This window comes from Bradyrhizobium sp. HKCCYLRH1030, from assembly GCF_051168395.1.
Classification (GTDB): Bacteria; Pseudomonadota; Alphaproteobacteria; order Rhizobiales; family Xanthobacteraceae; genus Bradyrhizobium.
On record NZ_JBNPUY010000003.1, the window covers coordinates 519,174 to 544,335 of the forward strand.

At 66.7% G+C, this 25,162-nt stretch carries 17 protein-coding genes; 8 read left to right on the forward strand and 9 right to left on the reverse strand.

Going from position 1 to position 25,162, the window contains the following annotated elements:
* The first annotated feature begins 5 nt into the window (after window positions 1–5).
* The 3 genes from ACQR1E_RS12595 (at window position 6) to ACQR1E_RS12605 (ending at window position 4,738) form a co-directional block, all read left to right on the forward strand.
* Window positions 6–491 carry a cytochrome c-type biogenesis protein gene (locus ACQR1E_RS12595; protein WP_316167013.1) on the forward strand — a complete coding sequence of 162 codons (486 nt, stop codon included), beginning with the start codon at window positions 6–8 and terminating at the stop codon, window positions 489–491.
* A 330-nt stretch (window positions 492–821) separates the two neighbouring features.
* On the forward strand, window positions 822–2,165 hold the full coding sequence (locus tag ACQR1E_RS12600) for a methyl-accepting chemotaxis protein (RefSeq protein WP_434897097.1): 1,344 nt from the start codon (window positions 822–824) through the stop codon (window positions 2,163–2,165).
* A 569-nt stretch (window positions 2,166–2,734) separates the two neighbouring features.
* Entirely contained in the window at window positions 2,735–4,738 is a 2,004-nt protein-coding gene (locus ACQR1E_RS12605; protein ID WP_316167010.1) for a methyl-accepting chemotaxis protein, read from the forward strand.
* Window positions 4,739–5,161: 423 nt separating this feature from the next.
* Here ACQR1E_RS12605 and ACQR1E_RS12610 read toward each other — a convergent pair whose 3' ends face one another.
* On the reverse strand, window positions 5,162–5,863 hold the full coding sequence (locus ACQR1E_RS12610) for a hypothetical protein (protein ID WP_315828277.1): 702 nt from the start codon (window positions 5,861–5,863) through the stop codon (window positions 5,162–5,164).
* A 1,238-nt stretch (window positions 5,864–7,101) separates the two neighbouring features.
* Here ACQR1E_RS12610 and ACQR1E_RS12615 point away from each other — a divergent pair.
* The 4 genes from ACQR1E_RS12615 (at window position 7,102) to ACQR1E_RS12630 (ending at window position 14,048) form a co-directional block, all read left to right on the forward strand.
* Complete coding sequence (locus ACQR1E_RS12615; RefSeq protein WP_316191360.1) at window positions 7,102–8,685, forward strand: Do family serine endopeptidase; 1,584 nt, start codon at window positions 7,102–7,104, stop codon at window positions 8,683–8,685.
* A 284-nt stretch (window positions 8,686–8,969) separates the two neighbouring features.
* A complete protein-coding gene (locus tag ACQR1E_RS12620) occupies window positions 8,970–9,650 on the forward strand; it encodes a response regulator transcription factor (RefSeq protein ID WP_315716199.1) in 681 nt (226 codons plus the stop codon).
* A complete protein-coding gene (locus ACQR1E_RS12625) occupies window positions 9,634–11,094 on the forward strand; it encodes a sensor histidine kinase (protein ID WP_315716154.1) in 1,461 nt (486 codons plus the stop codon). The genes ACQR1E_RS12620 and ACQR1E_RS12625 overlap by 17 nt, the downstream gene beginning before the upstream one ends.
* Complete coding sequence (locus tag ACQR1E_RS12630) at window positions 11,091–14,048, forward strand: bifunctional [glutamine synthetase] adenylyltransferase/[glutamine synthetase]-adenylyl-L-tyrosine phosphorylase (protein WP_434897098.1); 2,958 nt, start codon at window positions 11,091–11,093, stop codon at window positions 14,046–14,048. Before ACQR1E_RS12625 ends, ACQR1E_RS12630 begins: the two co-directional genes overlap by 4 nt.
* A gap of 33 nt (window positions 14,049–14,081) precedes the next feature.
* Here the strand turns inward: ACQR1E_RS12630 and ACQR1E_RS12635 are convergent, their stop codons facing one another.
* The 5 genes from ACQR1E_RS12635 to ACQR1E_RS12655 are packed head-to-tail and all read right to left on the reverse strand — an operon-like array spanning window position 14,082 to window position 20,098.
* Window positions 14,082–14,324 carry a formate dehydrogenase subunit delta gene (locus tag ACQR1E_RS12635; RefSeq protein WP_315716156.1) on the reverse strand — a complete coding sequence of 81 codons (243 nt, stop codon included), beginning with the start codon at window positions 14,322–14,324 and terminating at the stop codon, window positions 14,082–14,084.
* Window positions 14,314–15,162 (reverse strand): formate dehydrogenase accessory sulfurtransferase FdhD, encoded by an 849-nt coding sequence (gene fdhD / locus ACQR1E_RS12640; protein ID WP_315768114.1) that lies wholly within the window; start codon window positions 15,160–15,162, stop codon window positions 14,314–14,316. Before fdhD ends, ACQR1E_RS12635 begins: the two co-directional genes overlap by 11 nt.
* Window position 15,163: 1 nt before the next feature.
* Window positions 15,164–18,043 carry a formate dehydrogenase subunit alpha gene (gene fdhF, locus ACQR1E_RS12645; RefSeq protein WP_315768112.1) on the reverse strand — a complete coding sequence of 960 codons (2,880 nt, stop codon included), beginning with the start codon at window positions 18,041–18,043 and terminating at the stop codon, window positions 15,164–15,166.
* Window positions 18,044–18,068: 25 nt separating this feature from the next.
* Window positions 18,069–19,625, reverse strand: a complete 1,557-nt coding sequence (locus ACQR1E_RS12650) for a formate dehydrogenase beta subunit (RefSeq protein WP_315753040.1) — start codon at window positions 19,623–19,625, stop codon at window positions 18,069–18,071.
* Window positions 19,622–20,098, reverse strand: coding sequence for a formate dehydrogenase subunit gamma (locus ACQR1E_RS12655; RefSeq protein ID WP_315753146.1), 477 nt, complete (start codon window positions 20,096–20,098; stop codon window positions 19,622–19,624). Before ACQR1E_RS12655 ends, ACQR1E_RS12650 begins: the two co-directional genes overlap by 4 nt.
* 261 nt (window positions 20,099–20,359) lie before the next feature.
* Between ACQR1E_RS12655 and ACQR1E_RS12660 the strand changes: the two genes are divergently transcribed.
* Window positions 20,360–21,253 (forward strand): LysR family transcriptional regulator, encoded by an 894-nt coding sequence (locus ACQR1E_RS12660; protein ID WP_315716160.1) that lies wholly within the window; start codon window positions 20,360–20,362, stop codon window positions 21,251–21,253.
* Window positions 21,254–21,459: 206 nt separating this feature from the next.
* Here the strand turns inward: ACQR1E_RS12660 and ACQR1E_RS12665 are convergent, their stop codons facing one another.
* The 3 genes from ACQR1E_RS12665 to ACQR1E_RS12675 form a co-directional block, all read right to left on the reverse strand.
* Window positions 21,460–21,801 carry an antibiotic biosynthesis monooxygenase gene (locus ACQR1E_RS12665; RefSeq protein ID WP_434897099.1) on the reverse strand — a complete coding sequence of 114 codons (342 nt, stop codon included), beginning with the start codon at window positions 21,799–21,801 and terminating at the stop codon, window positions 21,460–21,462.
* 114 nt (window positions 21,802–21,915) lie between these two features.
* Window positions 21,916–22,428: an isoprenylcysteine carboxyl methyltransferase family protein gene (locus ACQR1E_RS12670; RefSeq protein ID WP_434897100.1), complete on the reverse strand. Its 513-nt coding sequence runs from the start codon at window positions 22,426–22,428 to the stop codon at window positions 21,916–21,918.
* 308 nt (window positions 22,429–22,736) lie between these two features.
* Window positions 22,737–25,061, reverse strand: coding sequence for a sensor histidine kinase (locus ACQR1E_RS12675; protein WP_315753037.1), 2,325 nt, complete (start codon window positions 25,059–25,061; stop codon window positions 22,737–22,739).
* Window positions 25,062–25,162 lie beyond the last annotated feature (101 nt).

Consider the following 25,162-nt stretch of genomic DNA (forward strand, 5'->3'; position numbering starts at 1 on the left):
GGCGGATGCGACGCAGTCTCGGCTTCCTCGCGCTCGCGCTGCTGCTGTTGAGCTCGCCGGTGGCGCATGCGGTGCAGCCCGACGAGGTCATGTCGGACACCGCCAAGGAGCAGCGCGCCCGCGCGCTGTCGCGCGAGCTGCGCTGCATGGTCTGCCAGAACCAGTCGATCGACGATTCCGACGCGCCGCTGGCGCGCGACCTGCGCCTGCTGGTGCGCGAGCGTCTCGCCGCCGGTGATAGTGATAATCAAGTGCTCGACTTCCTGGTCGCGCGCTACGGCCAGTTCGTGCTGCTGAAGCCGCGGTTCGAGCGCCAGACCCTCCTGCTGTGGCTGCTGCCGCCGGTGCTGCTGCTCGGCGGTGGCCTGGCGCTGTGGTGGCAGGTCCGCCGCCGCGGCCAGCGCGGCGCGGAGGCCACGCCGAAGCTGACGGCCGAGGAGGAGGCGCGGCTCGCCGCGCTGATGGCCGCCGAGAAGCCGCCGGCGACGTGATGATCCGCTAACGCCACGATCCCCTGCCAGTTAGTTACTCCGTCATGCCCGGGCTTGACCCGGGCATCCACGTGGATCCCAGAGTGCCGGACGACGTGGATGGCCGGGTCAAGCCCGGCCATGACGACGGAGAGAGGCGGGCTGAAAGCGCGCGTGGTGCGAAGGCCGGCTGTCGCGAGTAAGAAGCGTGCGCAGCAAATGAGAACGCGCCGTCGATCCGCAAAACCCCCGTGCTTTCCCGTGCTCCGCACCTACCGGCGCTTTCAGCTTATTTTACCTTTGTCTGGAAGTGTGCGTTGACATTCCGTCTGACGTACCCGGGCAAAGCCGATGTTCTCCAACAGCAATCTGACGATCCGCTTCCTCGTGGGAGGCGTCGTCGCCTCTCTCCTCATGCTGTTGGCGATCGGCGGCGGCACCGGCTTCATCGCGGTGCTCTATCTCAACAACCAGATCACCAGCCTGTCGTCGGACTTCGCCAATCTCAGCGGCCCGGCGCGTGATCATGCGATGCTGATCTATCACCAGGCGCAGTCGGCGTTCTCCTACTTCCTGATGGCCTGCGCGGCCATCGCGGTGTTCGCCAGCGCCGTCTGCCTGATGACCTATGCCGCCGTGCAGAACGGCATCCTGCGCCCGCTCGCCGCGATGGTCTCGGCCATGCGCGACGTCGCCGACCAGAAATACGACACGCGCATTCCCGGCCTCGGCCTCAGCAACGAGATCGGCCAGCTCGCCGGCGCGCTCGAGGTGTTCAAGACCAACGGCATCGAGCGCCAGCGCCTCACCGCGCGCGAATTGCAGGAGGCGCAGCGCCAGGGCGAGCGCTCGCGCTTTCTCGACGGCCGCATCCATTCCTTCAACGACCTCGTCGCCAGCGTCGTCAGCAGCGTGGCGTCCTCGGCCATCCGGCTGAAGAGCAATGCCGAGACCCTGTCGCGCGCCGCCAACGATACCTCGGCCAAGGCCAATGCGGTCGAGGCCGCCGCCAACCACGCCAATCGCAGCGTCCAGACCGTGGCCGGCTCGACCGAGGAGATGACGAGCTCGATCGGCACCATCAGCCGCCGCGTCTCCGACGCCACCCAGCGCGCCGAGGGCGCGGCCTCGCAGGCCGAGAAGAGCAAGAACACCATCCACGCGCTGTCGGACGCCGCCGAGAAGATCGGGGCCGTGGTCCAGCTCGTGCAGGCGATCGCCTCGCAGACCAATTTGCTGGCGCTGAACGCCACCATCGAGGCCGCCCGCGCCGGCGAGGCCGGCCGGGGCTTTTCGGTCGTCGCCTCGGAGGTGAAGAACCTCGCCAACCAGACCAGCAAGGCGACCGACGAGATCTCGGCCCACGTCGCCAGCATCCAGGGCATCACCGCCGAGACCCGCGGCGCCATCGACGGCATCTCGACCACGCTCAGCGAGATCAGCGCCATCATGTCCGGCATCGAGGTCGACACCTCGCAGCAGCGCAACGCCACCCAGGACATCTCCCGGAGCGTCCAGGAAGCCGCCCGCGGCACCCTCGACGTCTCCAACCACATCGCCCAGATCAGCTCCACCTCCGCCGAAACCGGCCGCCTCGCCTCTGAGGCCCGCGACGCCGCCGGCGAGCTGTCGCAACAGGCCGAGACGCTGAAGCGCGAGGTGGATGCGTTCATCGTGAGCGTGAAGGCAAGCTGATCGGGCGGCTAGCGCCGCACGACAACAGCCAGCCATCATCTCCGCCGTCATTCCGGGGCATTCGCGGCACGCGAATGAGCCCGGAATCCATAACCACGAGCGGTTGTGGTGGCGACGGGCCGTTTCGGCGTATTGCTCCACCAACTGCGAGTCGTGGCTATGGATTCCGGGCTCGCGCTCACGCGCGCCCCGGAATGACGGCGGAGAGAGCGTCGTCCCCGCCATCACGCGAAGCCGTCACCCAGTCCTCCGCTGTCGTCCCTGCGAACGCAGGGACCCATAGCCACAGGGAGATGCTGTTGTGCGGGATGTCGGACCAGTCTTGTTTCACGACAACCGCCGCGGAGTATGGGTCCCTGCGTTCGCAGGGACGACATCGGAGTTGGTGGAGGCCGCTCGCGTCACACCGGCAGCTGCGAGCCGCGGCCGTCTAACCCGCTATTAGTAAATATCCCCCATCGTGCATACAGCATAGCTGTGAGTCGCCAGCCAGGCGGCCGATGCTGCGGGGCAGGCGCGTGGCGACGTCAGTTCGCCCGCCTGCCGCTCTTGGGGGAGCGGACGAGGACATGATGAGCTTGAAGATCAGGGGGCGTCTCTACGCCGGCTTTGCGGCGCTCATCGTCGCCGGTGCCGTGATGGCGGCCGTGGCGGTGTGGAACCTGTGGGCCGTGCGCGACCAGGTCGCGAGCATGTCGGCGCTGTCGGACGCGACCGCGCGCATCCTGCAGATCTCCAACCATTTGCAGGCGATCCAGCGCGCCAACCTGCGCTACATCCACGACGCCAACGAGCCGGCGCTCAAGGAGGCCGCCGAGCGCGAGGCGGCGGCGACCGCGCTGCTGCAGGCGGCCACCGCCGGTTGGCTGTCGGCGGAGCAGCGCAAGCTCTATGGCGATCTCACCGGCGAGATCGCGCAGATGAAGACCCAGCGCGATCAGTTGCAGGATGCGGTCAAGCAGATGAAGACCGGCCGCGCCGCGCTGCTGCCGGGCGGCGAGGACCTCGCCGCCAAGGCCGCCAAGCTGTCGATCGCCGCGCGCATCAGCAAGGAGCCGGAGGTCATGACCGCGGTCGCGGACATCGACGCCCGCCTGCAGCTCGTCCGCATCGCGACCTGGCGCTTCCTGGCGCTGCGCGACACCAAGTCCGCCTCCGCCTTCCGCGCCGGCGTCGACAATGTCGAGCAGCGGCTCGCCACGCTGGAGGGCGCGTCGCCGCCGGCGGGCGTGCTGGCCGCGATCGCGCCGGTGAGGGCCTCGCTGGAGCTGAACAAGACCGCGTTCGAGGCCACCGCCGCCGCCGCGCTGAAGTCCGAGGACATCTACGCCACCGCGATCGAGCCGCTGATCGCCCGGAGCATCGACACGCTCAAGGCCGCCGAGGCCGGCGTGAATGCCGACTATCACGCTTCTCGCGCGCGCGCCGAGGGCGCCATCGACAGCACCATCTCGCTGCAGATGCTGGTCGGCGCCGCCGCCATCCTGTTCGGCTGCCTCGTCGCGGTCCTGATCGCGCGCAGCATCGTCGGCCCGCTGGCGTCGATGACGCGGGCGATGGGGCGGCTCGCGAGCGGCGACGTCGCCGTCGAAATTCCCGGCCGCGGCGCCAGCGACGAGATCGGCGCCATGGCGACGGCGATCCAGGTGTTCAAGGACAACATGGCCGAGACCGAGCGGCTGCGCGCCGAGCATGCGGACGCCGAGGCGCGCCGCGAGCACGAGCGCCGGGACGACATGGCGAAGCTCGCCCGCCAGTTCGAGCAGGCGGTCGGCGAGATCGTCGATGCGGTGTCGCACGCCTCTAGCGAGCTCGAAGCCTCTGCCGGGACGCTGACCAGCACGGCCGCGCGCGGCCAGGACCTGTCGGCCGACGTCGCCGCCGCCTCGCAGGAGGCCTCGTCCAACGTGCAGACGGTGGCCTCCGCCGCCGAGCAGCTGTCGTCCTCGGTCAGCGAGATCTCCCGCCAAGTGCAGGAATCCGCGCGCATCGCCAGCGAGGCCGTGGCGCAGGCCAACCGCACCAATGAGCGCGTCGGCACCCTGTCGAAGGCCGCGACCCGCATCGGCGACGTGCTCGAGCTGATCAGTAGCATCGCCGGCCAGACCAATTTGCTGGCGCTCAACGCCACCATCGAGGCGGCGCGCGCGGGCGAAGCCGGCCGCGGCTTCGCGGTCGTCGCGGCCGAAGTCAAGGCGCTGGCCGAGCAGACCGCCAAGGCCACCGGCGAGATCGCCCAGCAGGTCTCCGGCATCCAGGCCGCCACCGCGGAGTCGGTCGGCTCGATCAAGGAGATCGGCAGCACCATCGGCCGCCTGTCGGAGATCGCAGCGGCCGTCTCCGCCGCCGTCGAAGAGCAGGGCGCCGCGACGCAAGAAATCTCCCGCAACGTCCAGCACGCCGCCAACGGCACCCAGCGCGTCTCCCGCAACATCGACGACGTGCAGCGGGGAGCGTCGGAGACGGGGTCTGCGTCGTCGCAGGTGCTGTCGGCGGCACGGTCGCTGTCGGCGGAGAGCGGGCGGCTGAAGCGCGAGGTGAGCAGGTTCCTTGGGTCGTTGCAGGTGGCGTGATGGGAGCACGGTGTGTAGCTCCGGCGTCGGACGAGTAGGGCGGATTAGCGCAGCGTAATCCGCCATCGCCACCCGACCACTAACGCGGCGGCTTACGTCTTCGGCTAAGCCGCCCTTCGGATCGTCGATGGGCGAGCCGTCACCAAGCGCTCCGCTGTCGTCCCGGACAAGCGTGCGCAGCACGCGCCGATCCGGGACCCATAACCACAGGAAGATGTCGTTGGCGAGATGTGGGACCAGTCGTTCTAAGCAAGGACCGCCGCGGATTATGGGTCCCCGCGTTCGCGGGGACGACGGTGGAGTTTTGTGGCGGCTGCTCGCGTCACACCTGCGGCTGAAAATACATGGCGCGATCCGGGAACACACGAGCTTCAGAGATAAACCTTGGTGTCGCAACGTTCGTCCGGCTGTGCTTGCTCCTGATCATGCTGGCCAAGCCGATCGGAGAAGCGACAAAATAAACCGGACGTCGATGAAGTAAACGTGCTGATTTCCACCGCGTATCATTATTCCAGCAAGTCCTACGAAGTAGGAATTCCTGTCTCGTGCGATATGATAGATGGGGCCGCCACTCAAGCCGTCTTGAGAAAAAGGCGTCTTGCCTGTGATCTTTATACGATGCACATGCCGGGCATGGCTCGCTCCGATGTAGTTTCCGGTGGTGACTACCTGTTTTAGATGTACATGCGGGATCTCGTAGTCAACGCTTCGGTACTCCGTAGGATAACCAAACAGGTAGAATTGAGTGTCGGAATTTCCGTTCCACGCATCGCTCTCCTGGATTGGAAAGAATGCCGATTCAAGATTTGGAGATTGATAGTTTTCAGGCACGAACTCCATTGCCTGTAGATCGTTGAAATCTTCGTCAATACTGCTGCTATCGGTGCTTACGAAAAGAAGGCGCGATCCCGACACAAGTATCTTTCCGTCCTCGATTGGGATCGTGACATCATCAGGTGCGTAATCTTTCGTTTGGTGGCGACACCATAAAAGAAAGTACTTGTCGTGCCATCGAACTGCCGTTGCGGAGCCTAGAAAACAATATGGGAACTGCTCGTGGCCAGTGAGACAGAAAGTTTGCTTGGTGTACCTCGCCAGCACCGTTTCAGTGTTGCGAGCAGGCACCCATAGTCTTCCCACACGTACAGCAGAAGCTCCGACCCATAATGTGAGATTGCGTATCACTGTTGGGGCGCTCGCTTCGCGGCGTCGTCAAGCTGATTGGAGATGCCTGACAGCAATGCAATGACTGGCGAATTGAATCGCAAGCTAGAGTATCAGAGTTCATTCGGAGCGGGGTGTTGCCTGAAGTTGCAATCCCGAAAATTTATAGGGATTACGGCTGATCGTTTCCCGAATTTCGTTGCGGCCCTTCCTATTAGCCAAATCGTGGGGTCGTAAAATGGGTGGCTTTATTCCGAAAATCAAAAATCCTCTTGCGTTCTCCCCCAAATCACCCGTATCTTCCACCGCGTTCCGTACCGCTGAGGGAGCGTATCGCGATCGTCACGGACGCGGGTTGCGGAATGCGATGGACGCGGGCTGCCGCAGCGGGGCTTTGGCCTCGCCGACGAACGGCGGATCACGGATGTGAAATCGTGTGGTCCTGGTCGCCCGATGCTGCGGCCAAGCCGGTGGTGATGATCCGCCGGTGACGGGGGCAAGACAGCCGGTCCCCGGGGAGATCACGTATAACCGTTAACACCATCGCACAGGGAGGGCCGGGCGTGTTCGGCCAGACCTGTGGTACCTGCCGCCTGCATTTTTTTCCGCAGGCGGGCCACGGGCGCGGCCAGCGCCCGGCCTTCCCTGTGCCCTCGATGCGAGGGTGCGAGTTTGAAGGGCATGACTCGGGCGCGGGATGCGTCGCGAGGATGTGGAGGCTCGACGCGCGGTTAGTTTTCTCCACATGCTGTTTGATAGTGGGGATCAGGATAGTTGCTCCGGGCGTCATTGCGAGCGCACCGGACGGGTAGGCGGATGAGCGCAAGCGTCATCCGCCGGGGGCTGGCTCAGGTGCGGGCGGATGTGCGGCGGCTGGATCGGGGCTGTTGGAAAGGCGGCGGGTTACGCCTGCGGCCAACCCGCCCTACGGGGGTTACGACTTTGGTCGGACCGGCCAAAATGATGGCCGCTACGGGGCGGCCGGGACGTGGGCAAGCCCCTGGTCTCGCAAGGCTTTTCCGCCTCGCTCCACCATCTGCGCCATTCCGCCGCAGTGTTCGTGTCCATCCATTACAGAAGTTTAACGCCGCAGCCAGCACGCCGTAAGGCGGCAGCCCCCATCTTCACTGGCGAACGGGGCGCACAGCCCGGGACCCAAGTTTTAGACCTTGACCAAAATCGCTTGCGGAGAAAACCGTATGACTGACCGTCCGACCGACCTGTCCTCCCTTCCGTCCTATCGCCAGCCCCGGCGCGGGCTGTTCTCGGCGCGCAAGTTCGCGCTGATGGCCTCCGTCGTCGCGGGCCTCGGCGTCGCCGCCTATGGCCTGTCGCCGCAGGGGGCGCCGCTCGACCTGTTCTCGACCTCGGCCCATGCGCAGGTCGCCAACGAGGTCAGCAAGGTCGCGCGCCCGGTCGGCTTTGCCGACATCGTGGAGCGGGTGAAGCCGTCGGTGATTTCGGTCAAGGTCAACATCGCCGAGAAGGTCGCCAAGGACGACAGCGACGACGATACGCCGTTCCAGCCGGGCTCGCCGATGGAGCGCTTCTTCCGCCGCTTCGGCGGTGAGAACGGCATTCCCGGCATGCCGGGTCGCGGCGGCCGCGGTGGCGGTCGCGCCGTGACCGGGCAGGGCTCCGGCTTCTTCATCTCCGCCGACGGCTATGCCGTGACCAACAACCACGTGGTCGACGGCGCCAACAAGGTCGAGGTGACGACCGACGACGGCAAGACCTACAGCGCCAAGGTGATCGGCACCGACCCGCGCACGGATCTGGCGCTGATCAAGGTCGAGGGCAGCACGAACTTCCCGTTCGCCAAGCTCGCCGACGGCAAGCCGCGGATCGGCGACTGGGTGCTGGCGGTCGGCAACCCGTTCGGCCTCGGCGGCACGGTGACGGCCGGCATCGTCTCGGCGGTGGGCCGCGACATCGGCAACGGCCCGTATGACGATTTCATCCAGATCGACGCGCCCGTGAACAAGGGCAATTCCGGCGGTCCGGCGTTCGATGTCGACGGCAATGTCGTCGGCGTCAACACCGCGATCTACTCGCCCTCCGGCGGCAGCGTCGGCATCGCGTTCTCGATCCCCGCCTCGACGGTGAAGAGCGTGGTGGCGCAGCTCAAGGACAACGGCTCGGTCAGCCGCGGCTGGATCGGCGTGCAGATCCAGCCGGTGACGCAGGACATCGCCGACAGCCTCGGCATGAAGAAGGCCGAGGGCGCGCTGGTTGCCGAGCCCCAGGCCAACGGTCCGGCGGCGAAGGCGGGCATCCAGTCCGGCGACGTCATCACCGCGGTCAACGGCGAGCCGGTGAAGGACGCGCGTGAGCTCGCCCGCACCATCGGCGGCATCGCGCCGGGCGCCTCGGTCAAGCTCAACGTCCTGCACAAGGGCGAGGACAAGACCATCAACCTGACGCTCGGCAAGCTGCCGAACACGATCGAGGCCAAGGCCGACACCGGCGGCGACAATTCGAGCCCGACCCGCGGCGCCGACGTGCCGAAGCTCGGCATGACCGTGGCGCCCGCGTCGAGCGTCGCCGGCGCCGGCAAGGACGGCGTCGTCGTCACCGAGGTCGATCCGAAGAGCGCGGCCGCCGATCGCGGCTTCAAGGAAGGCGACGTCATCCTGGAGGTCGCGGGCAAGTCGGTGACCTCGGCCGGTGACGTGCGCGAAGCGATCAACGCCGCCAAGGCCGACAACAAGAACAGCGTGCTGATGCGTGTGAAGAGCGGCGGGCAGTCGCGCTTCGTCGCGGTGCCGCTGGCCAAGGGCTGAGCGAGGGCCAAGGCCCTCACGAGAAGGCCCTTACGAGATGGGAGACTGCCGGCATGTGCCCCCGCGCCGGCGGCTCTTCCTGGGGGCGGGCTTAAGTTCCGCTCCCGCAAACCTTCCGTTGGACAACGCCCCCCTCCGTCGGAAGGAACTCGGGCGGTGAGGTCCCCCAGCCTCACCGCCCACTTTGCTGCCGATCAACCTCGGGCCCATGCCGCCTTGCACGGAAACGGCGGCCGGTCCATGTAGATGGACATCGAACCGTGACCGCCGCCCCCGTTTCCGCAATGCGCCTCCTGATCATCGAAGACGACCGCGAGTCCGCCGACTATCTGGTCAAGGCGTTCCGCGAGGTCGGACATGTCGCAGACCTCGCCAGCGACGGCGAGGAGGGGCTCGCCATGGCCGACAGCGGGGATTACGACGTGCTGGTGGTCGACCGCATGCTGCCCAAGCGCGACGGCCTGTCGCTGATCGGCGCGCTGCGCGACAAGGGCAACCGGACGCCGGTGCTCATTCTCTCGGCGCTCGGCCAGGTCGATGACCGCATCAAGGGCCTGCGCGCCGGCGGCGACGACTATCTGCCGAAGCCCTATGCCTTCGCCGAGCTGCTCGCCCGCGTCGAGGTGCTGTCGCGCCGCCATGGCGGCCCGGCCGAGGAGACGACCTACAAGGTCGGCGATCTCGAGCTCGACCGGCTGTCGCACCGGGTCGCGCGCGGCAAGGACGAGCTGACCCTGCAGCCGCGCGAGTTCCGCCTGCTCGAATATCTCATGAAGCATGCCGGGCAGGTGGTGACGCGCACCATGCTGCTGGAGAACGTCTGGGATTATCATTTCGATCCGCAGACCAACGTGATCGACGTCCACATCTCGCGGCTGCGCTCCAAGATCGACAAGGGGTTTGACCGTCCGCTGCTCCATACCATCCGCGGCGCGGGGTACATGATCCGTGACGGCCTTCGGTAAGCTGATCCGCACCACGGCGTTCCGGCTGACGCTGGTCTATCTGCTGTTGTTTGCGCTGTTCGCAGCCTCGCTGCTCGGCTATTTCGCCTGGAACACCCGCCGGCTCATCACCGAGCAGATCTCGACCACGGTCACCTCCGAGATCAGCGAGATGACCGACATCTTCGCCCGCTGGGGCCTGCGCGGAATCGTCGGCGCGATCGAGAGCCGCGCGCTGCGGCCGGGCGCCAATCTCTATCTCATCACCACGCCGACCGGACAGGCGATCGCCGGCAATGTCGGCTCGCTGGCGCCGGGCGTGATGGGCTCGTCCGGCTGGTCGGAGACGTTCTACCGGCGGCTCGACGACAGCACCGAGCACAGCCATCGCGCGCTGGTCTATGTCACGCAGCTCTCCAGCGGTTTTCGGCTTTTGATCGGCCGCGATCTCGAGGAGCGCCGCCGCCTGTTCGGCATCGTCGCCAAGGCGGCGCAATGGTCGGTGCTGGTGGTGGTGGTGCTCGGCATCGGCGGCGGCATCTTTGTCGCGCGGCGCGTGCTGCACCGGATCGATGCCATGACCGGCACCACGCGGCGGATCATGGATGGCGATCTCTCCGGCCGTCTGCCGGTCGGGCGCAGCGGCGACGAGCTCGATCGCCTGGCGGAAAATCTCAACGCGATGCTGGAGCGCATCGAGGCGCTGATGACCGGCCTCAAGGAGGTCTCCGACAACATCGCGCACGATCTCAAGACGCCGCTGACGCGGTTGCGCAACCGCGCCGAGGAGGCGCTGGCGAAGTCGCGCTCCGAGGACGAATATCGCGCCGCGCTGGAGCGCACGATCGAGGAATCCGACGGCCTGATCCGCACCTTCAACGCGCTCTTGATGATCGCGCGGGCGGAGTCCGGGCAGGCGCGCGGCGACATGGTCGAGTTCGATGCGGCCGAGGTCGCCGGCGGCATCCACGAATTGTACGAGCCGCTGGCCGAGGACAATGAGATGACCTTGCGGGTCAAGGCCGCGGCGGCGCCGGTGCATGGCAATCGCGAGCTGATCAGCCAGGCGCTCGCTAATCTCGTCGAGAACGCGATCAAATACGGTAAGCCGGCGGCGCTGCCGCTCGATGCCGCCGCCGCCGCTGATAGCCGCGAAATCCTGATCGAGGCGCGGCGCGAGGGCGGACAGGTGCTGCTCAGCGTGACCGATCATGGCGAGGGCATTCCCGAGGCCGAGCGCAAGCGCGCCGTCGAGCGTTTCGTGCGGCTGGAGGCGAGCCGCACTTTGCCCGGTTCCGGCCTCGGTCTCAGCTTGGCGTCCGCCGTCGCGACCCTGCATGGCGGCGAGCTCCGGCTCGCCGATGCCAGGCCGGGGCTGATCGCGACGCTGGTGCTGCCGGCTGGTGCCGGCGTGCCCGCGAAGCTTGCGGCGCCGGCGCAGGATGTGCCACAGAAGGCCGCATGATCTCATCCGCGCCGGGAAACGCGGACGGGCAGACGCTGGCCGAACGTTTCGTTGCCGGCCCACATGTCCGTGCGCCCGACAAAGCCGAACAGCGCCTCCACGAGTGGCTCGCCGAGCTCGAGCCGTCCTTGGCCGCCTCGCTCCACCAGCTGCTCGCCGACGGCTGGCCGCGAACCATCCTGCTCGGGATTGCCGAGTGCTCGCCCTATCTGTTCGATCTCGTCCGCGCCGACGGCCATCGCCTGGACCGTCTTTTGCGCAGCGAGCCGCAGGCGCATCTCGCCGAGCTGATCGCCCGCACCGGGCGCGAGGTGTTTGCCGCTTCCAGCGAAGCCGAGGTGATGAGCCTGCTGCGCCGGTTGAAATCCGAGGCGGCGCTCTTGATCGCGCTGTGCGACATCGGCGGCGTGTGGCCGGTGATGCAGGTGACGGCGGGGCTGACCGACGTCGCGGTGTCCTCGGTGCAGATGGCGCTGCGGTATCTGCTGCGCCTGGAGACGGTGCGCGGCCGGCTCGCGCCCGTTGATGCCGACGATCCGGAGCAGGGCAGCGGCCTGTTCGTGCTCGCGATGGGCAAGATGGGAGCGGGCGAGCTCAACTATTCGAGCGACATCGACCTGATCGTGTTCTTCGATCCCGAGATCAACTCGCTGGCCCGCGACATCGAGCCGCAGCCGTTCTTCGTCCGCGTGACGCAAGCGATGGCGCGGCTGCTGCAGAGCCGCACCGCGGACGGCTATGTGTTCCGCGTCGATCTCCGGCTGCGGCCGGATCCGGCCTCGACGCAGGTGGCGATGTCGACCGAGGCAGCGCTGCATTACTACGAGCGCGAGGGCCGCACCTGGGAACGCGCCGCGATGATCAAGGCGCGGGTCTGTGCCGGCGACATCGTCGCGGGCGAGGCGATGCTGGCGGAGCTGTCGCCGTTCGTATGGCGCAAGCATCTCGACTTCCAGGCGCTGACCGACGTCCACGACATGAAGCGGCAGATGCAGGTCTATCGCGGCCACAGCGAGATCGCGGTCGAAGGCCACAACGTCAAGGTCGGTCGCGGCGGCATCCGCGAGATCGAGTTCTTTGCCCAGACTCAGCAGCTGATCGCCGGCGGCCGTCATCCCGAGCTGCGCGTCCGTCCGACTTTGCAGGCGCTCGACGTGCTCACCGCCAGCAAGTGGATCACGGAGCAGGCGCGCGACGAGCTCACCACGGCTTATGAGTTCCTGCGCAGGGTCGAGCACCGGCTGCAGATGATGGCGGACGAGCAGATCCACAGCCTGCCCGACGATGTCGAGGGCGTGAGCCGCTTCGCATGCTTCTTCGGCTACGACAGCCGCGAGCGGTTCGCGACCGATCTGCTGTTCCATCTCGACGTCGTGCAGGGACATTACGCCAGGCTGTTCGAGGGCGACCCCACCGGCACCGTCAGCCTGCCGGCGGTGAACTACGGCGCCGGTCCCGACGAGCCGCGCCTGATGGAGCATCTTGCCGGATTGGGCTTCCGCGATCCGGTGATGGTCGCCAAGACCCTGCAGCAATGGCTGGCGGGCGAGTACCGTGTGTTCCGCACGGATGCGACGCGCACCGCGTTCACCGATTTCCTGCCCGCGCTGATCGATGGCCTCGCGCATGCCGACGAGCCGGATCGCGCCGTCGTGGCCTTCGACCGCTTCCTGCAGGCGCTGCAACTCGGCGGCCGCCTGATCACCCTGCTCGGGCAGAACCGCGATCTCGTGGCGCTCGTCGCGCTCGTGCTCGGGGCGGCGCCCCGGCTCGGCGACATGCTGGCGCGGCAGCCGCGGCTGATGGACGGCCTGATCGATCCGCGCTTCTTCGGCGCGATCCCCGACCGGCGCGAATTGTCAGAGCGGCTGGCGTCGACGCTAAAGGATGCCGGGACCTATGAGGAGTTTCTCGATCGTCTCAGGCTGTTCGGCCAGGAGAGCCTGTTCCTGATCGGCACGCGCATCCTCTCCGGCACGGTGTCGGCGCAGCAGGCCGGCACCGCCTTCGCCGACGTCGCCGAGGGCATCGTGCACACCGTGCATGATCTCGTGACGGAGCGCTTCGCCGCCCAGCACGGCCGCATCAAGGGCCAGGAGACCGCGATCGTCGCGATGGGGCGGCTCGGCGCGCGCGAAATGACGGCTTCGTCCGATCTCGACCTGATCCTGCTCTACGACTTCGACGGCGATGCGCCGGATTCCGACGGCGAGCGCTCGCTGCAGGGCGCGCACTACTTCGCGCGCTTCACCCAGCGGCTGATCTCGGCCTTCACCTCGCGCACCAATTACGGCGTGCTCTACGATATCGACATGCGGCTGCGGCCGTCGGGCCGCGCCGGCCCGCTGGCCTCGCACATCGACTCCTTTGCGCATTACCAGGAGCAGGAGGCGTGGACCTGGGAGCACATGGCGCTGACGCGGGCACGGGTGATCTCGGCGTCGCCGGCGTTTCGGGCCCGGATCGAGGAGATCATCCAGGCCGCGCTGCAGCGTCCGCGCGACAGGACCGCGATCGCGCGCGACGTCGCCGACATGCGCCGCGCGATCGCGGCCGAGAAGGGCGAGGCCGATCTGTGGGACCTCAAGCACGCCGCCGGCGGCATGGTCGACATCGACTTCGTCGCGCAATATCTGCAGCTCGTCCACGCCGCGACGACGCCGGAGATTCTCGATGTCAGCACGCTTGCAGTGCTCGACAATGCCGAGCGGCTCGGCGTGCTGCCGCGCGCTGAAGCCGTGATCCTGCGTCAGGCTGCGCGGCTCTATCACGATCTGACGCAGATCGTGCGGCTGTGCGTCAGCGACAAGTTCAAGCCGGATCAGGCCGGCGAGGACCTGCTGCGGGTGATGGCCCGGGCGGGCGACGCGCCGGATTTCTCGGCGCTCGAGGCGCGGCTGCGCGAAACGCAGACCGAGGTGCGGCGCGTGTTCACCGCACTCGTGGAGGGATGACCCGACCAGCCGCGCGGTAGGACGGCCGGCCGCCTATGCCTTTTCCTTGGCGACCGCGGCATCTTTCAGCCGGCCGATCGCTTCCTTCACCGCCGGGTCGAGGCCGGCGCCGCCGGCGTCGTGGTGCGCATAGATCGTCTTGAGCATGCGCGGATCCCAGAACTTCTTGATGTGCTCGGCGACGCCGGCGACCTCCTTCTCCTGTCCCTGGCTCTGGAAGAACTTGCCGATCTGGTTGGCCATGTAGACGAGGCGCTCGGAGGGGTTATGCGACATGGGTGTTGTCCGTCTGTGTTGATCGCGCGCCGGTCTCGGCGCTCGCGACGATCCGTTCGGGATGGGTGAAGATTTCGAAGCCGTCGTTGCGGGCCACCGCAATCAGCGTGATGCCGGCGGCCTCGGCCATGCGAATGGCGAGCGCGGTCGGGGCGGAGACCGCGACCATGATGGGTGCGCCCATGGCAGCAGCCTTCTGCACCAGTTCGACCGAGACGCGGCTCGTCAGGATCACGATGCCCTCGCTCGCCGCACAGCGCGTTTGCGCGAGGTGGCCAGCGAGCTTGTCGAGCGCGTTGTGGCGGCCGACATCCTCGCGCAAGCCGACGATGCCGCGCGCGGGAGTCCAGAACGCCGCGGCATGCACCGCGCGGGTCTCGTGATTGAGCTTCTGCAGCGGCTCGATGGCCTCAAGCGCCGCCATGACGTCGCGCGGAGCGAAACGCCGGCCGTCCGGGACATGCGCCGCCGGCCGCACCGCTTCGCTGATCGAATCGATGCCGCACAGGCCGCAGCCGGTGGGGCCGGCGATGTTGCGGCGGCGCTCGGCCAAGCGTTCGGCCTGCGCGTCGGGCAGCCACATCCTGAGCTCGATGCCGTCATCCAGCTCGACGACGTCGAGCGAGATGATGTCGTCGCGGCTCGTGACGAGACCTTCGTTCAGGCTGAAGCCGATGGCGAAGTCGCGGAGGTCTTGCGGCGTCGCCATCATGACGGCCTGGGTGCCGCCATTGTAGGTCAGTGCGACCGCGGTCTCCTCCGGCACGCGGCGGTGGCCCTCGGTGAGGGCTCCGTCGCGCCAGACCAGACGATCCGCGATGCGCACTGCATCGGTCATGCTACTCCGCTGCCTCCACGACCGGGGCGATGCGGCGCGAGTTGCGGGCCTGCTCGTCATAGGCTTTCTGCCAGTCCGACGGTCCGTTGGACTGCGACACCTGCACTGCCGTGACCTTGTACTCCGGACAGTTGGTGGCCCAGTCCGAATAGTCCGTGGTGATGACGTTGGCCTGGGTCAGCGGATGGTGGAAGGTGGTGTAGACCACGCCGGGGGCGACGCGCTCGGAGATCAGCGCGTGCAGCGTGGTCTCGCCGGCGCGGCTGGTCAGCCGCACCCAGTCGCCGTCGCGGATGCCGCGCTGCTCGGCATCGTGCGGATGGATCTCCAGCACGTCCTCGCCATGCCACACCACGTTCTCGGTGCGCCGCGTCTGGGCGCCGACATTGTACTGCGACAGGATGCGCCCCGTGGTGAGCAGGAGCGGGAAGCGCGGGCCGGTGCGCTCGTCGGTCGCGACATACTCCGTGACCACGAACTTGCCCTTGCCGCGGACGAAGCCGTCGACATGCATGATCGGCGAACCCTCGGGATTCTTCTCGTTGCAGGGCCACTGCACCGATCCCATCTCCTCGAGCTTCTGGTAGGAGACGCCGGCGAAGGTCGGCGTCAGCGCCGCGATCTCGTCCATGATCTCGGATGGGTGATTGTACTTCATCTCGAAGCCCATCGCCTTGGCGAGACCGATCGTCACCTCCCAGTCGGCCATGCCGTTGAGCGGGGTCATCACCTTGCGCACCCGCTGGATGCGGCGCTCGGCGTTGGTGAAGGTGCCGTCCTTCTCGAGGAAGGTCGAGCCCGGCAGGAACACGTGGGCGTAGTTGGCGGTCTCGTTCAGGAACAGGTCCTGCACGATGACGCATTCCATCGACGATAGCGCCTGCACCACATGCGTGGTGTTGGGATCCGACTGCAGGATGTCCTCGCCCTGCACGTAGAGGCCCATGAAGGTGCCTTCGATCGCGGAGTCGAACATGTTCGGGATGCGCAGGCCCGGCTCAGGGTTGAGCTTGACGTTCCACATCGCCTCGAACTGGTCGCGCACCGCGTCGCCCGAGATGTGGCGGTAGCCCGGCAGCTCGTGCGGGAACGAGCCCATGTCGCACGAGCCCTGCACGTTGTTCTGGCCGCGCAGCGGGTTCACGCCGACGCCGCGGCGGCCGATATTGCCGGTCGCCATCGCGAGGTTGGCGATCGCGATCACCGTGGTCGAGCCCTGGCTGTGCTCGGTCACGCCGAGGCCGTAGTAGATCGCGCCGTTGCCGCCCTTGGCGTAGAGCCGGGCCGCGCCGCGGATCGCTTCCGGGTCCACGCCGGAAATGCTGGCGATCGCCTCGGGGCTGTTCTTCTCCAGCGCGACGAACTCGGCCCAGTCCTGGAACTCGCTCCAGTCGCAGCGCTCGCGCACGAAGGTCTCGTTGACGAGGCCTTCGGTGACGATCACATGGGCCAGCGCAGTCAGGATCGCGACATTGGTGCCGGGCAGCAGCGGCAGATGATAGTCGGCCTTGACGTGCGCCGACTTCACGAGGTCGATCTTGCGCGGATCGACGACGATCAGCTTGGCGCCCTGGCGCAGCCGCTTCTTCATGCGCGAGCCGAACACCGGATGCGCATCGGTCGGGTTGGCGCCGATCACCATGATGACGTCGCTGTCCTCGACCGAGTCGAAGTCCTGCGTGCCGGCGGAGGTGCCGAAGGTGGTGGCAAGGCCGTAGCCGGTCGGCGAGTGGCAGACGCGGGCGCAGGTGTCGACATTGTTGTTGCCGAAGCCGGCGCGGATCAGCTTCTGCACCAGATAGGTTTCTTCGTTGGTGCAGCGGGACGAGGTGATGCCGCCGATCGAGTCGCGGCCGTATTTGGCCTGGATGCCGCGCAGCTTGTCGGCGGCGAACTTGAAGGCCTCGTCATAGGAGACCTCGCGCCAGGGCTGGTCGATGGTCTCGCGGATCATCGGCTTGAGGATGCGTTCCTTGTGGGTCGCATAGCCATAGGCGAAGCGGCCCTTGACGCAGGAATGGCCGCGATTGGCCTTGCCATCCTTGTACGGCACCATGCGCACGACTTCCTCGCCGCGCATCTCCGCCTTGAAGGCGCAGCCGACGCCGCAATAGGCGCAGGTGGTGACCGCCGAATGCTCCGGCTGGCCGATCTCGATCACGCTCTTCTCGGTCAGGGTCGCAGTCGGGCAGGCCTGTACGCAAGCGCCGCACGACACGCATTCCGAACCGAGGAAGCTCTCGCTCATGCCCGGCGACACCCGGCTGTCGAAGCCGCGGCCGGAGATGGTCAGCGCGAACGTGCCTTGCACTTCCTCGCAGGCGCGGACGCAGCGCGAGCAGACGATGCACTTGGAGGGATCGTAGGTGAAATAGGGGTTCGACTCGTCCTTGGGCAGCCAGGCCGGATTGGCTTCGCCGCAGGCGTCGGCGAACACGTGGTTGTCGCCCTGATAGCCGTAGCGCACGTCGCGCAGGCCGACGGCGCCGGCCATGTCCTGCAGCTCGCAATCGCCATTGGCAGCGCAGGTCAGACAGTCGAGCGGATGGTCGGAGATGTAGAGCTCCATCACGCCCTTGCGCAGCTTCTTCAGCCGCTCGGTCTGGGTGTGAACGACGAGGCCCGCGGCCACCGGCGTGGTGCAGGAGGCCGGGGTGCCGGCGCGGCCTTCGACCTCGACGAGGCAGAGGCGACACGAGCCGAACGCGTCGACCATGTCGGTCGCGCACAGCTTCGGGATCTGCGTTCCGGCCTCCATGGCCGCGCGCATGATCGAGGTGCCCTCGGGAACGGTGATGCTCTGGCCGTCGATGGTGAGCGTGACCATCTTTTCGGACTTGGAGAGCGGTGTGCCGTAATCGGTTTCGTGGATGAGCGACATGGTCGGTGTCCTTGTTCCCGATATCTTATTCCGCAGCCTGCAAGCGCGGCTGCTGGGGGCCGAAATCTTCGCGGAAGTGCTTCAGCGCCGAGAGCACAGGGTAGGGCGTGAAGCCGCCGAGTGCACAGAGCGATCCGAGCTTCATAGTGCCGCAGAGGTCTTCGACCAGGGCGATGTTCTCGGCGACGCGCTCGCCGCGGCGGATCTTGTCGATGGTCTCGGCGCCGCGCGTCGAGCCGATACGGCACGGCGTGCACTTGCCGCAGGATTCGATGGCGCAGAACTCCATCGCGAAGCGGGCCTGCTTCGACATGTCGACGCTGTCGTCGAACACGACGATGCCGCCATGGCCGATCAGGCCGTCCTTGGCGGCGAACGCCTCGTAGTCGAACGGCGTGTCGAACAGGGCGCGGGGGAAGTAGGCGCCGAGCGGGCCTCCGACCTGCACCGCACGGACCGGGCGGCCGGTGAAGGTGCCGCCGCCGATGTCGTCGACCAGCTCGCCCAGCGTGATGCCGAACGCGGTCTCGAACAGGCCGCCGAACTTGACGTTGCCGGCGATCTGGATCGGCATCGTGCCGCGCGAGCGGCCCATGCCGAAATCGGCATAGGCCTTGGCGCCCTCGTCGAGGATGAAGGGGATGGCGGCGAACGACAACAGGTTGTTGACGACGGTCGGCTTGCCGAACAGGCCATGATGGGCGGGCAGCGGCGGCTTGGCGCGGACGATGCCGCGCTTGCCCTCGAGGCTCTCCATCAGCGCGGTCTCTTCGCCGCAGACATAGGCGCCGGCGCCGGTGCGCACCTCCAGCTCGAAATTGTAGTTCGAGCCCGCGACGTTGCTGCCGAGCAGGCCGGCCTTCCTGGCGATGTCGATCGCCTTGGTCATGGTCGCGATCGCGTGCGGATATTCCGAGCGCGTGTAGATGTAGCCCTTGGTGGCGCCCACCGCGATGCCGCAGATGGTCATGCCTTCGATCAGGACGAAGGGATCGCCTTCCATCAGCATGCGGTCGGCGAAGGTGCCGCTGTCGCCCTCGTCGGCGTTGCAGATGACGTATTTGCGGTCGGCCGCGGTCTGCGCCACCGTCTTCCATTTGATGCCGGTCGGGAAGCCTGCGCCGCCGCGGCCGCGCAGGCCCGAGGTCGTGACCTCGGAGATCACAGCATCGGGCGTCAGCGTCAGAGCGCGGGTCAGGCCCTTGTAGCCGCCATGGGCGCGGTAGTCGTCGAGCGACAGCGGATCGATGATGCCGCAGCGGGCGAAGGTGAGGCGGGTCTGCCGCTTCAGCCACGGGATCTCCTCGGTCAGGCCGAGCGAGAGCTTGTGCGGCTTGTCGGCGACGATCGCATCGAGCAGGGACGGCACGTCGTCTGCCGTCACCGGTCCGAAGCCGAACCGGCCCTGCGCCGTCTCCAGTTCGACCAGCGGCTCGAGCCAGTACAACCCACGCGAGCCGTTGCGTACGACTTCAATATCGACCTTCCGCTCCAGCGCCGCCTTGTGCAGCGCGTGGGCAACCTCATCGGCGCCGACGGCGAGGGCGCCGGCATCACACGGGACAAAAAGACGCACGCTCATCGCTGGGCCTCCGAGACGAGAGCATCGATCCGGGCTTCGTCGAGCCGGCCGACCAGGCGGCCATCGAGCATGGCCGACGGCGCGGTTGCGCACAGGCCGAGACAGTAGATCGGCTCGAGCGTGACGCGCTCATCGGCCGTGGTGTTGCCGATGGAGATGCCGAGCTTCGCTTCGGCGCGCGCCGCGAGCGCATCGCCGCCGGCGGCCTGGCAGGCCTCGGCGCGGCACAGCTTCAGCACGTGACGACCGGCCTTCTTGGCCCGGAAATCATGGTAGAACGTGAACACGCCGTAAACCTCGGCGCGCGAGAGGTTCAGAGCGGATGCGATCATCGGAATGGCATCCTCCGGCACATGGCCGAACGTCTCCTGCAACGCATGGAGGATGGGCAAGGTTGCTCCCTCCATCCCGCTATGTTGGGCGATGATTTCGGCGCCGCGCGCCGCGTCCCACGTCTCGTACACCGGCGTCATCCTGATCCCGATTCTGCGTTGCAAGCGTTTCGCACATCCAAATTGGAATTGCTCAAGATATCAATAAAGCAGTCCCGTGCTGCGATAGCGAAACGCAATCGAGAGATAGCTAGAAGTTGACGAAAAACAGGCCTTCGCGCGACCGGCTTGCGGCCGCGTTTTACCGTGTCCGGGCCCGCCGCGCCGTGATAGGTTTCTCCGTGGCCCGCACCGCCGAAAACGTGCGGAACTGGGCCCTTCAACCGCTGGAAGGCCGACCTCTTGATTGACAAGCTCGAACTGCTGCTGGCGCTGGCCAAGGAGCGTCATTTCGGCCGAGCGGCCGAGGCCTGCGGCGTGACCCAGCCGACGATGTCGACCAGCATCAAGCAGCTCGAGGAGATCCTCGGCGTTATGCTGGTGCAGCGCGGTTCCAGGTTCCAGGGCTTTACGCCGGAGGGTGAGCGCACGCTCGACTGGGCGCGCCGCATCGTCGGCGACTTCCGCGCGATGCGCCAGGAGATCAACGGGCTCAAGGACAAGCTATCGGGCGAGATCCGGATCGCGGCGGTGCCGACGGTGCTCGGCATGGTGGCGTCGCTGACGACGCCGTTCCGCGCCAAGCATCCGGAGGTCCGGTTCCGCATCATGTCGTGCACGTCGGCCGACGTGCTGGGGCTGCTGGAGAACCTGGAGGTCGATGCCGGGCTGACCTACATCGAGAACGAGCCGATCGGCCGTGTCCGCACCATCCCGCTCTACAACGAGAGCTACCGGCTGCTGACCGCGCCCGACGCGATGTTCGGCGATCGCGATCAGGTGACCTGGCAGGAGGTCGGGCAGGTGCCGCTGTGCCTCCTGACCCCGGACATGCAGAACCGCCGCATCATCGACCGCGCTCTGAAGGCCGCCGGCAACGAGGTGACGCCAACGCTGACGTCGAACTCGCTGCTGGTGCTGTACACCCATGTCAAGACCGGCCGCTGGGCCAGCGTGATGCCGGCCAAGCTCGCCGAAACGCTCGGCCTCGCCGACAAGGTGCGCTCGATCCCGATCGTCGATCCCGTCATCAACTACCAGATCGGCCTGGTCATCCCGCAGCGTGACCCGATGACCCCGCTGATCGCGGCGCTGGTCCAGATCGCCCGCGAGGTCGCGCCCAGCCTGCAGGCGTGAGGCGCGCGTCCGCGGAGTTGCCGCTGGCCCAGCGCCTCAGCACCGGCGGTGAACAATGGCCCGGGCTTGCTCCGCTGCGCTCGCCATGATGGCGTACACTGTCTCCTCTCGTCATTGCGAGCGCAGCGTCGCCATCCAGGTTGCTGCCGTGGCGACGGTCGGCGTCGTCACCGACCTTGCTGGCGTCGTCGGCAGACTTCGGGCTCTCATGCGGTCGCGGAACCCTGACCTTGCGCGTGGCGCGTGGTCTTCAGCTCATAATGCCCGGCATGGCCGTCATGGCGGCTGAGCAGCTTCCGCGCCGCGGGCGGCACCACCGCCGTGTCATGCGCCGGACCCGCGAAGCGAACCACCGCCGTCTGATCGGCGAAGGTCATGATCGTCACGAATTCGACCTCGTCTTCGAGCGGCCTGCGCAGCAGCTCGATGCTCAGAAATCCCTCGATTTCCCGATCGATGATCCCTGGAAAGATCGTTGACCGCAGCAGGTCCTCATAGGCATCGGCATCCGCCGCCCTGGTCCAGCCGTGCCAGATCCGCTTCAGCATCGCGATGCTCCCTTGGGTACGATGATGGTCACCGAACCCTTGCACGGGCGTCGAGCGTCGGACTTGGTGAAAGTTGCGGTCCGCGCGGCGAACTCGCGGAGCGGCTAGCTCCGCTCAGTACGCCGCAAATTGCTCCCGCATGATCTTCTCCTCCTGCCGGATCCGCAAGGCCAGTGGCACGGCATAGATGATCAGGCCGGCCACGAGCGTGAGATAGGCGTGCAGGGTCAGCGCGTAGCCGATCAGCTCGGGCAGGATGTTGAGGAAGTAGTTCGGGTGGCGCACGATCCGGAACAGCGGATGGGTCACCAGCGCGTGGTCGCCCGCGAGCATCAGCTTGACGGTCCAGAGGCGGCCGAGCAATTGCGACACCACAAGCAGCATCACCGCGCCGAACAGATAGATCACGAACCCGATGATGCTGACGGCGTCGAGCGGCGCATCCCGGACGAGGCCCTCGGCCGTCGCGGCGAGATAGAAAGCGACATGTGCGATGGCCAACCAGCGCGACACGGATGCGCCGTATTCGGTTGCGCCGTCGGCGCGCAGCCGTTTTTCGTTGCGGATCGAGACGCCCAGCATGGCAAAGCGATAGGCGAAGGCGGCAACGATGAAGGCAATGATCACGCGCGGTACTCCAGATCTTGGAGCAACTGCCTTAGTTGCTGACGTGCAGGTGCGTCAATACCACGTTCCGCCGATGTTGCTGACTAGGCACGAAGCGACGTCATGATGCCGTCATCCGCCTGCGTCGGCGTTGCATGTCCGAAGGGCAAGCCGATCGCATGCCTCGGGCATCATCCGTCACGCGAGAGCGCTGTCATGCCTGTGGGGCCTGATCCTGAAGTGCAATCTCTTTGAGATGTGAGTCCGATTTGATGATGTTGCCGTAGGGTGGGCAAAGTGCCCACGCTACGGCAGTACGGCCGCCGCGCTCACGCCGCGACCGAGATGCTCGCCGTGGCCTTGTACGCGTCGCGGGGCAGGGTCACGCGCACGACGGTGCCGTGCTCCAGCCGCGAGCGCAGCCGCATCGAGCCGCCGTGCAACTGGGCCAGCGAGCGGGCGATGGCGAGGCCGAGCCCGGAGCCGTGATAAGTCTTGGTCATCTGGCTCTCGACCTGCTCGAACGGGCGGCCGAGGCGCGCCAGCGAATGCGCAGGGATGCCGATGCCGGTGTCGGCGATGATGAGCACGACCTTGTCCTCGAACACGCGGCTCCGCATCGTGACACGGCCGCCCTCCGGGGTGAACTTCACCGCGTTCGACAGCAGGTTGACCATGATCTGCTTGGTGGCGCGACGGTCGGCGACGACCGGGATGCTGCCTCCGATGTCGGCGTCGAGCACGAGGCTCTTGTCCAAGGCGCGACCGGAGACGACGCGCAGCGATTCCGCCAGCGTCTTGGCGAGGTCGAGCGGCTCCATGTCGAGCTTCATGCGGCCGGCCTCGATCTTCGACATGTCGAGGATGTCGTTGATCACCTCGAGCAGATATTGACCCGAGGTCAGGATGTCGTGGCAGTACTCCTGGTACTTTTCCGAGCCGAGCGAGCCGAACATGCCGCTGCCCATGATCTCGGAGAAGCCGATGATGGCGTTGAGCGGAGTGCGCAGCTCGTGGCTCATATTGGCGAGGAATTTCGACTTGGTCTGGTTGGCTTCCTCGGCGCGGGTCTTTTCCTGCGAGTACTTCTCGGCGAGGTCGGCGAGCTCGATCGCCTGGCGTTCCAGCGCGCTCTGCGAGCGCTGCAAGTCGATGACCGTGGCGCGCAGGCGCAGGTCGTTGTCGACGAGCTTCTGCTCGTGCTCCTTGATGCGGGTGATGTCGGTGCCGACCGAGACGTAGCCGCCGTCCTTGGTGCGGCGCTCGGAGATGTGCAGCCAGCTGCCGTCGTCGAGCTGCGCCTCGAAGGTACGGCCGCCCGGCGCCTGCTGGCTGTGGTCGTGCAGCCGGGTGCGGATCTCCGGCATCTTGCCGACCTCGATGACGGTCTCATAGGAGGTGCCGGGGATCACGGCGGAGTCCGGCAGCTTGTGCAGCTTCTGGAAGTGCGAGTTGCACAGCACCAGCCGGTTGTTGGCGTCCCACAGCACGAAGGCTTCCGAGATCGTCTCGATCGCGTCGCGCAGGCGCAGGTCGGCCTCGACGGTCTTCTCGACCAGACTCTTCTGCTCGGTGACGTCGACGGCGATGCCGATCAGGTGCAGGCCGGAATCGGAGGTGCCCTGGCTGAGCTCGCAGCGCACCCGCAGCCAGATCCAGTGGCCCTCGGTGTGGCGCATCCGGAAGCTCTGGTCGATCTGGTGGATGTCGCCGGCGACGAGCTGGTCGGCGATCTCGAACAGGTCGATGTCATCGGAGTTCACCAGCGCGTTGACCTCGCCGAAGGTGAGGAGGTCGGTGCGGTTTTCCAGGCCGAGCATCGCGAACATCGAGTTCGACCAGAAGATGCGCCCGCGCGACAGGTCCCAGTCCCACAGCCCGCAGCGGCCGCGATTGAGCGCGGTGTCGATGCGGCCGCGCACGGCGTCGTTGATCAGGTCGCCCTCGCGGGCGCGGGTCGACTGCCAGTGGAAGGCGAAGCCCAGGATCAGCACGACGAAGCCCGTCGTCGCCGACAGGGTCACCGAGAGCGCGGCGTCCGAGCCCCAGATCGGCTCGAGCTTCTCCTGGATCACGACGACGCGGCCGGGCAGCGCCTTGATCAACTGCGACACTGCGAAGGCTGGACGGCCGTTCGGCAAGGTGATCTCGGTGACCGCGCCCTGCAGGCCGGGCGTGGCCAAGAGCTGCGCGGTCGAGATCAGATCGAGGATGCGGTCGTTCTCGCCGAGCGCGGCGTCGACCGGAACCCGGGCCAGGATGCGGTGGTCGGCGCCGGTGACGATCACGTGGCGTCCGGCCGCCGCTCCCCAGGCGGGGATCAGGTCGGGCAGCAGGCTCTGCAGATGCTCGATGTGGGCGATGCGGTCCGGGCGCGTCGCCAGATGACCGATACGGTCGGCGAGCAGGTCGGAGATCGCGGCCAGGTCGCGCTTGGTCGCGCCGCGCTTCTGACGGCTCTGGTCGAGCACCTGGACGAAGGCGCCGAGACAGATCGTGACGAGAAAGGCGATGATCAAAGTAGGGACAGCACGACGCAATACCGGCTCAGCAGTCAGCAGCCTTTGATAGGCCGGTTTCGCGATCGATTGCGCCAACCCCTTGATGGAATCAGAAGATTGGACGCACGCGTTCGCGGCATGCGCACGCGCCATGCTGTAGACCCCCGAAACTTCTTGGATACCCGAATTTCGAAAGAGCCCCAGCCGCTTCCGAATCAAGTTGATTTGAATCCAGATTTCTCGGGCTGTCGAGA

What these genes read in the sequence shown, in the direction of transcription:
- ACQR1E_RS12675 (WP_315753037.1), bottom strand. Translation starts at nt 25,061, where the DNA reads ATGGCGCGTGCGCATGCCGCGAACGCGTGCGTCCAATCTTCTGATTCC.
- ACQR1E_RS12620 (WP_315716199.1), top strand. Translation starts at nt 8,970, where the DNA reads ATGCGCCTCCTGATCATCGAAGACGACCGCGAGTCCGCCGACTATCTG.
- fdhF (WP_315768112.1), bottom strand. Translation starts at nt 18,043, where the DNA reads ATGTCGCTCATCCACGAAACCGATTACGGCACACCGCTCTCCAAGTCC.
- ACQR1E_RS12595 (WP_316167013.1), top strand. Translation starts at nt 6, where the DNA reads ATGCGACGCAGTCTCGGCTTCCTCGCGCTCGCGCTGCTGCTGTTGAGC.
- ACQR1E_RS12630 (WP_434897098.1), top strand. Translation starts at nt 11,091, where the DNA reads ATGATCTCATCCGCGCCGGGAAACGCGGACGGGCAGACGCTGGCCGAA.
- ACQR1E_RS12650 (WP_315753040.1), bottom strand. Translation starts at nt 19,625, where the DNA reads ATGAGCGTGCGTCTTTTTGTCCCGTGTGATGCCGGCGCCCTCGCCGTC.
- ACQR1E_RS12600 (WP_434897097.1), top strand. Translation starts at nt 822, where the DNA reads ATGTTCTCCAACAGCAATCTGACGATCCGCTTCCTCGTGGGAGGCGTC.
- ACQR1E_RS12655 (WP_315753146.1), bottom strand. Translation starts at nt 20,098, where the DNA reads ATGACGCCGGTGTACGAGACGTGGGACGCGGCGCGCGGCGCCGAAATC.
- ACQR1E_RS12615 (WP_316191360.1), top strand. Translation starts at nt 7,102, where the DNA reads ATGACTGACCGTCCGACCGACCTGTCCTCCCTTCCGTCCTATCGCCAG.
- fdhD (WP_315768114.1), bottom strand. Translation starts at nt 15,162, where the DNA reads ATGACCGATGCAGTGCGCATCGCGGATCGTCTGGTCTGGCGCGACGGA.
- ACQR1E_RS12635 (WP_315716156.1), bottom strand. Translation starts at nt 14,324, where the DNA reads ATGTCGCATAACCCCTCCGAGCGCCTCGTCTACATGGCCAACCAGATC.
- ACQR1E_RS12665 (WP_434897099.1), bottom strand. Translation starts at nt 21,801, where the DNA reads ATGCTGAAGCGGATCTGGCACGGCTGGACCAGGGCGGCGGATGCCGAT.
- ACQR1E_RS12605 (WP_316167010.1), top strand. Translation starts at nt 2,735, where the DNA reads ATGATGAGCTTGAAGATCAGGGGGCGTCTCTACGCCGGCTTTGCGGCG.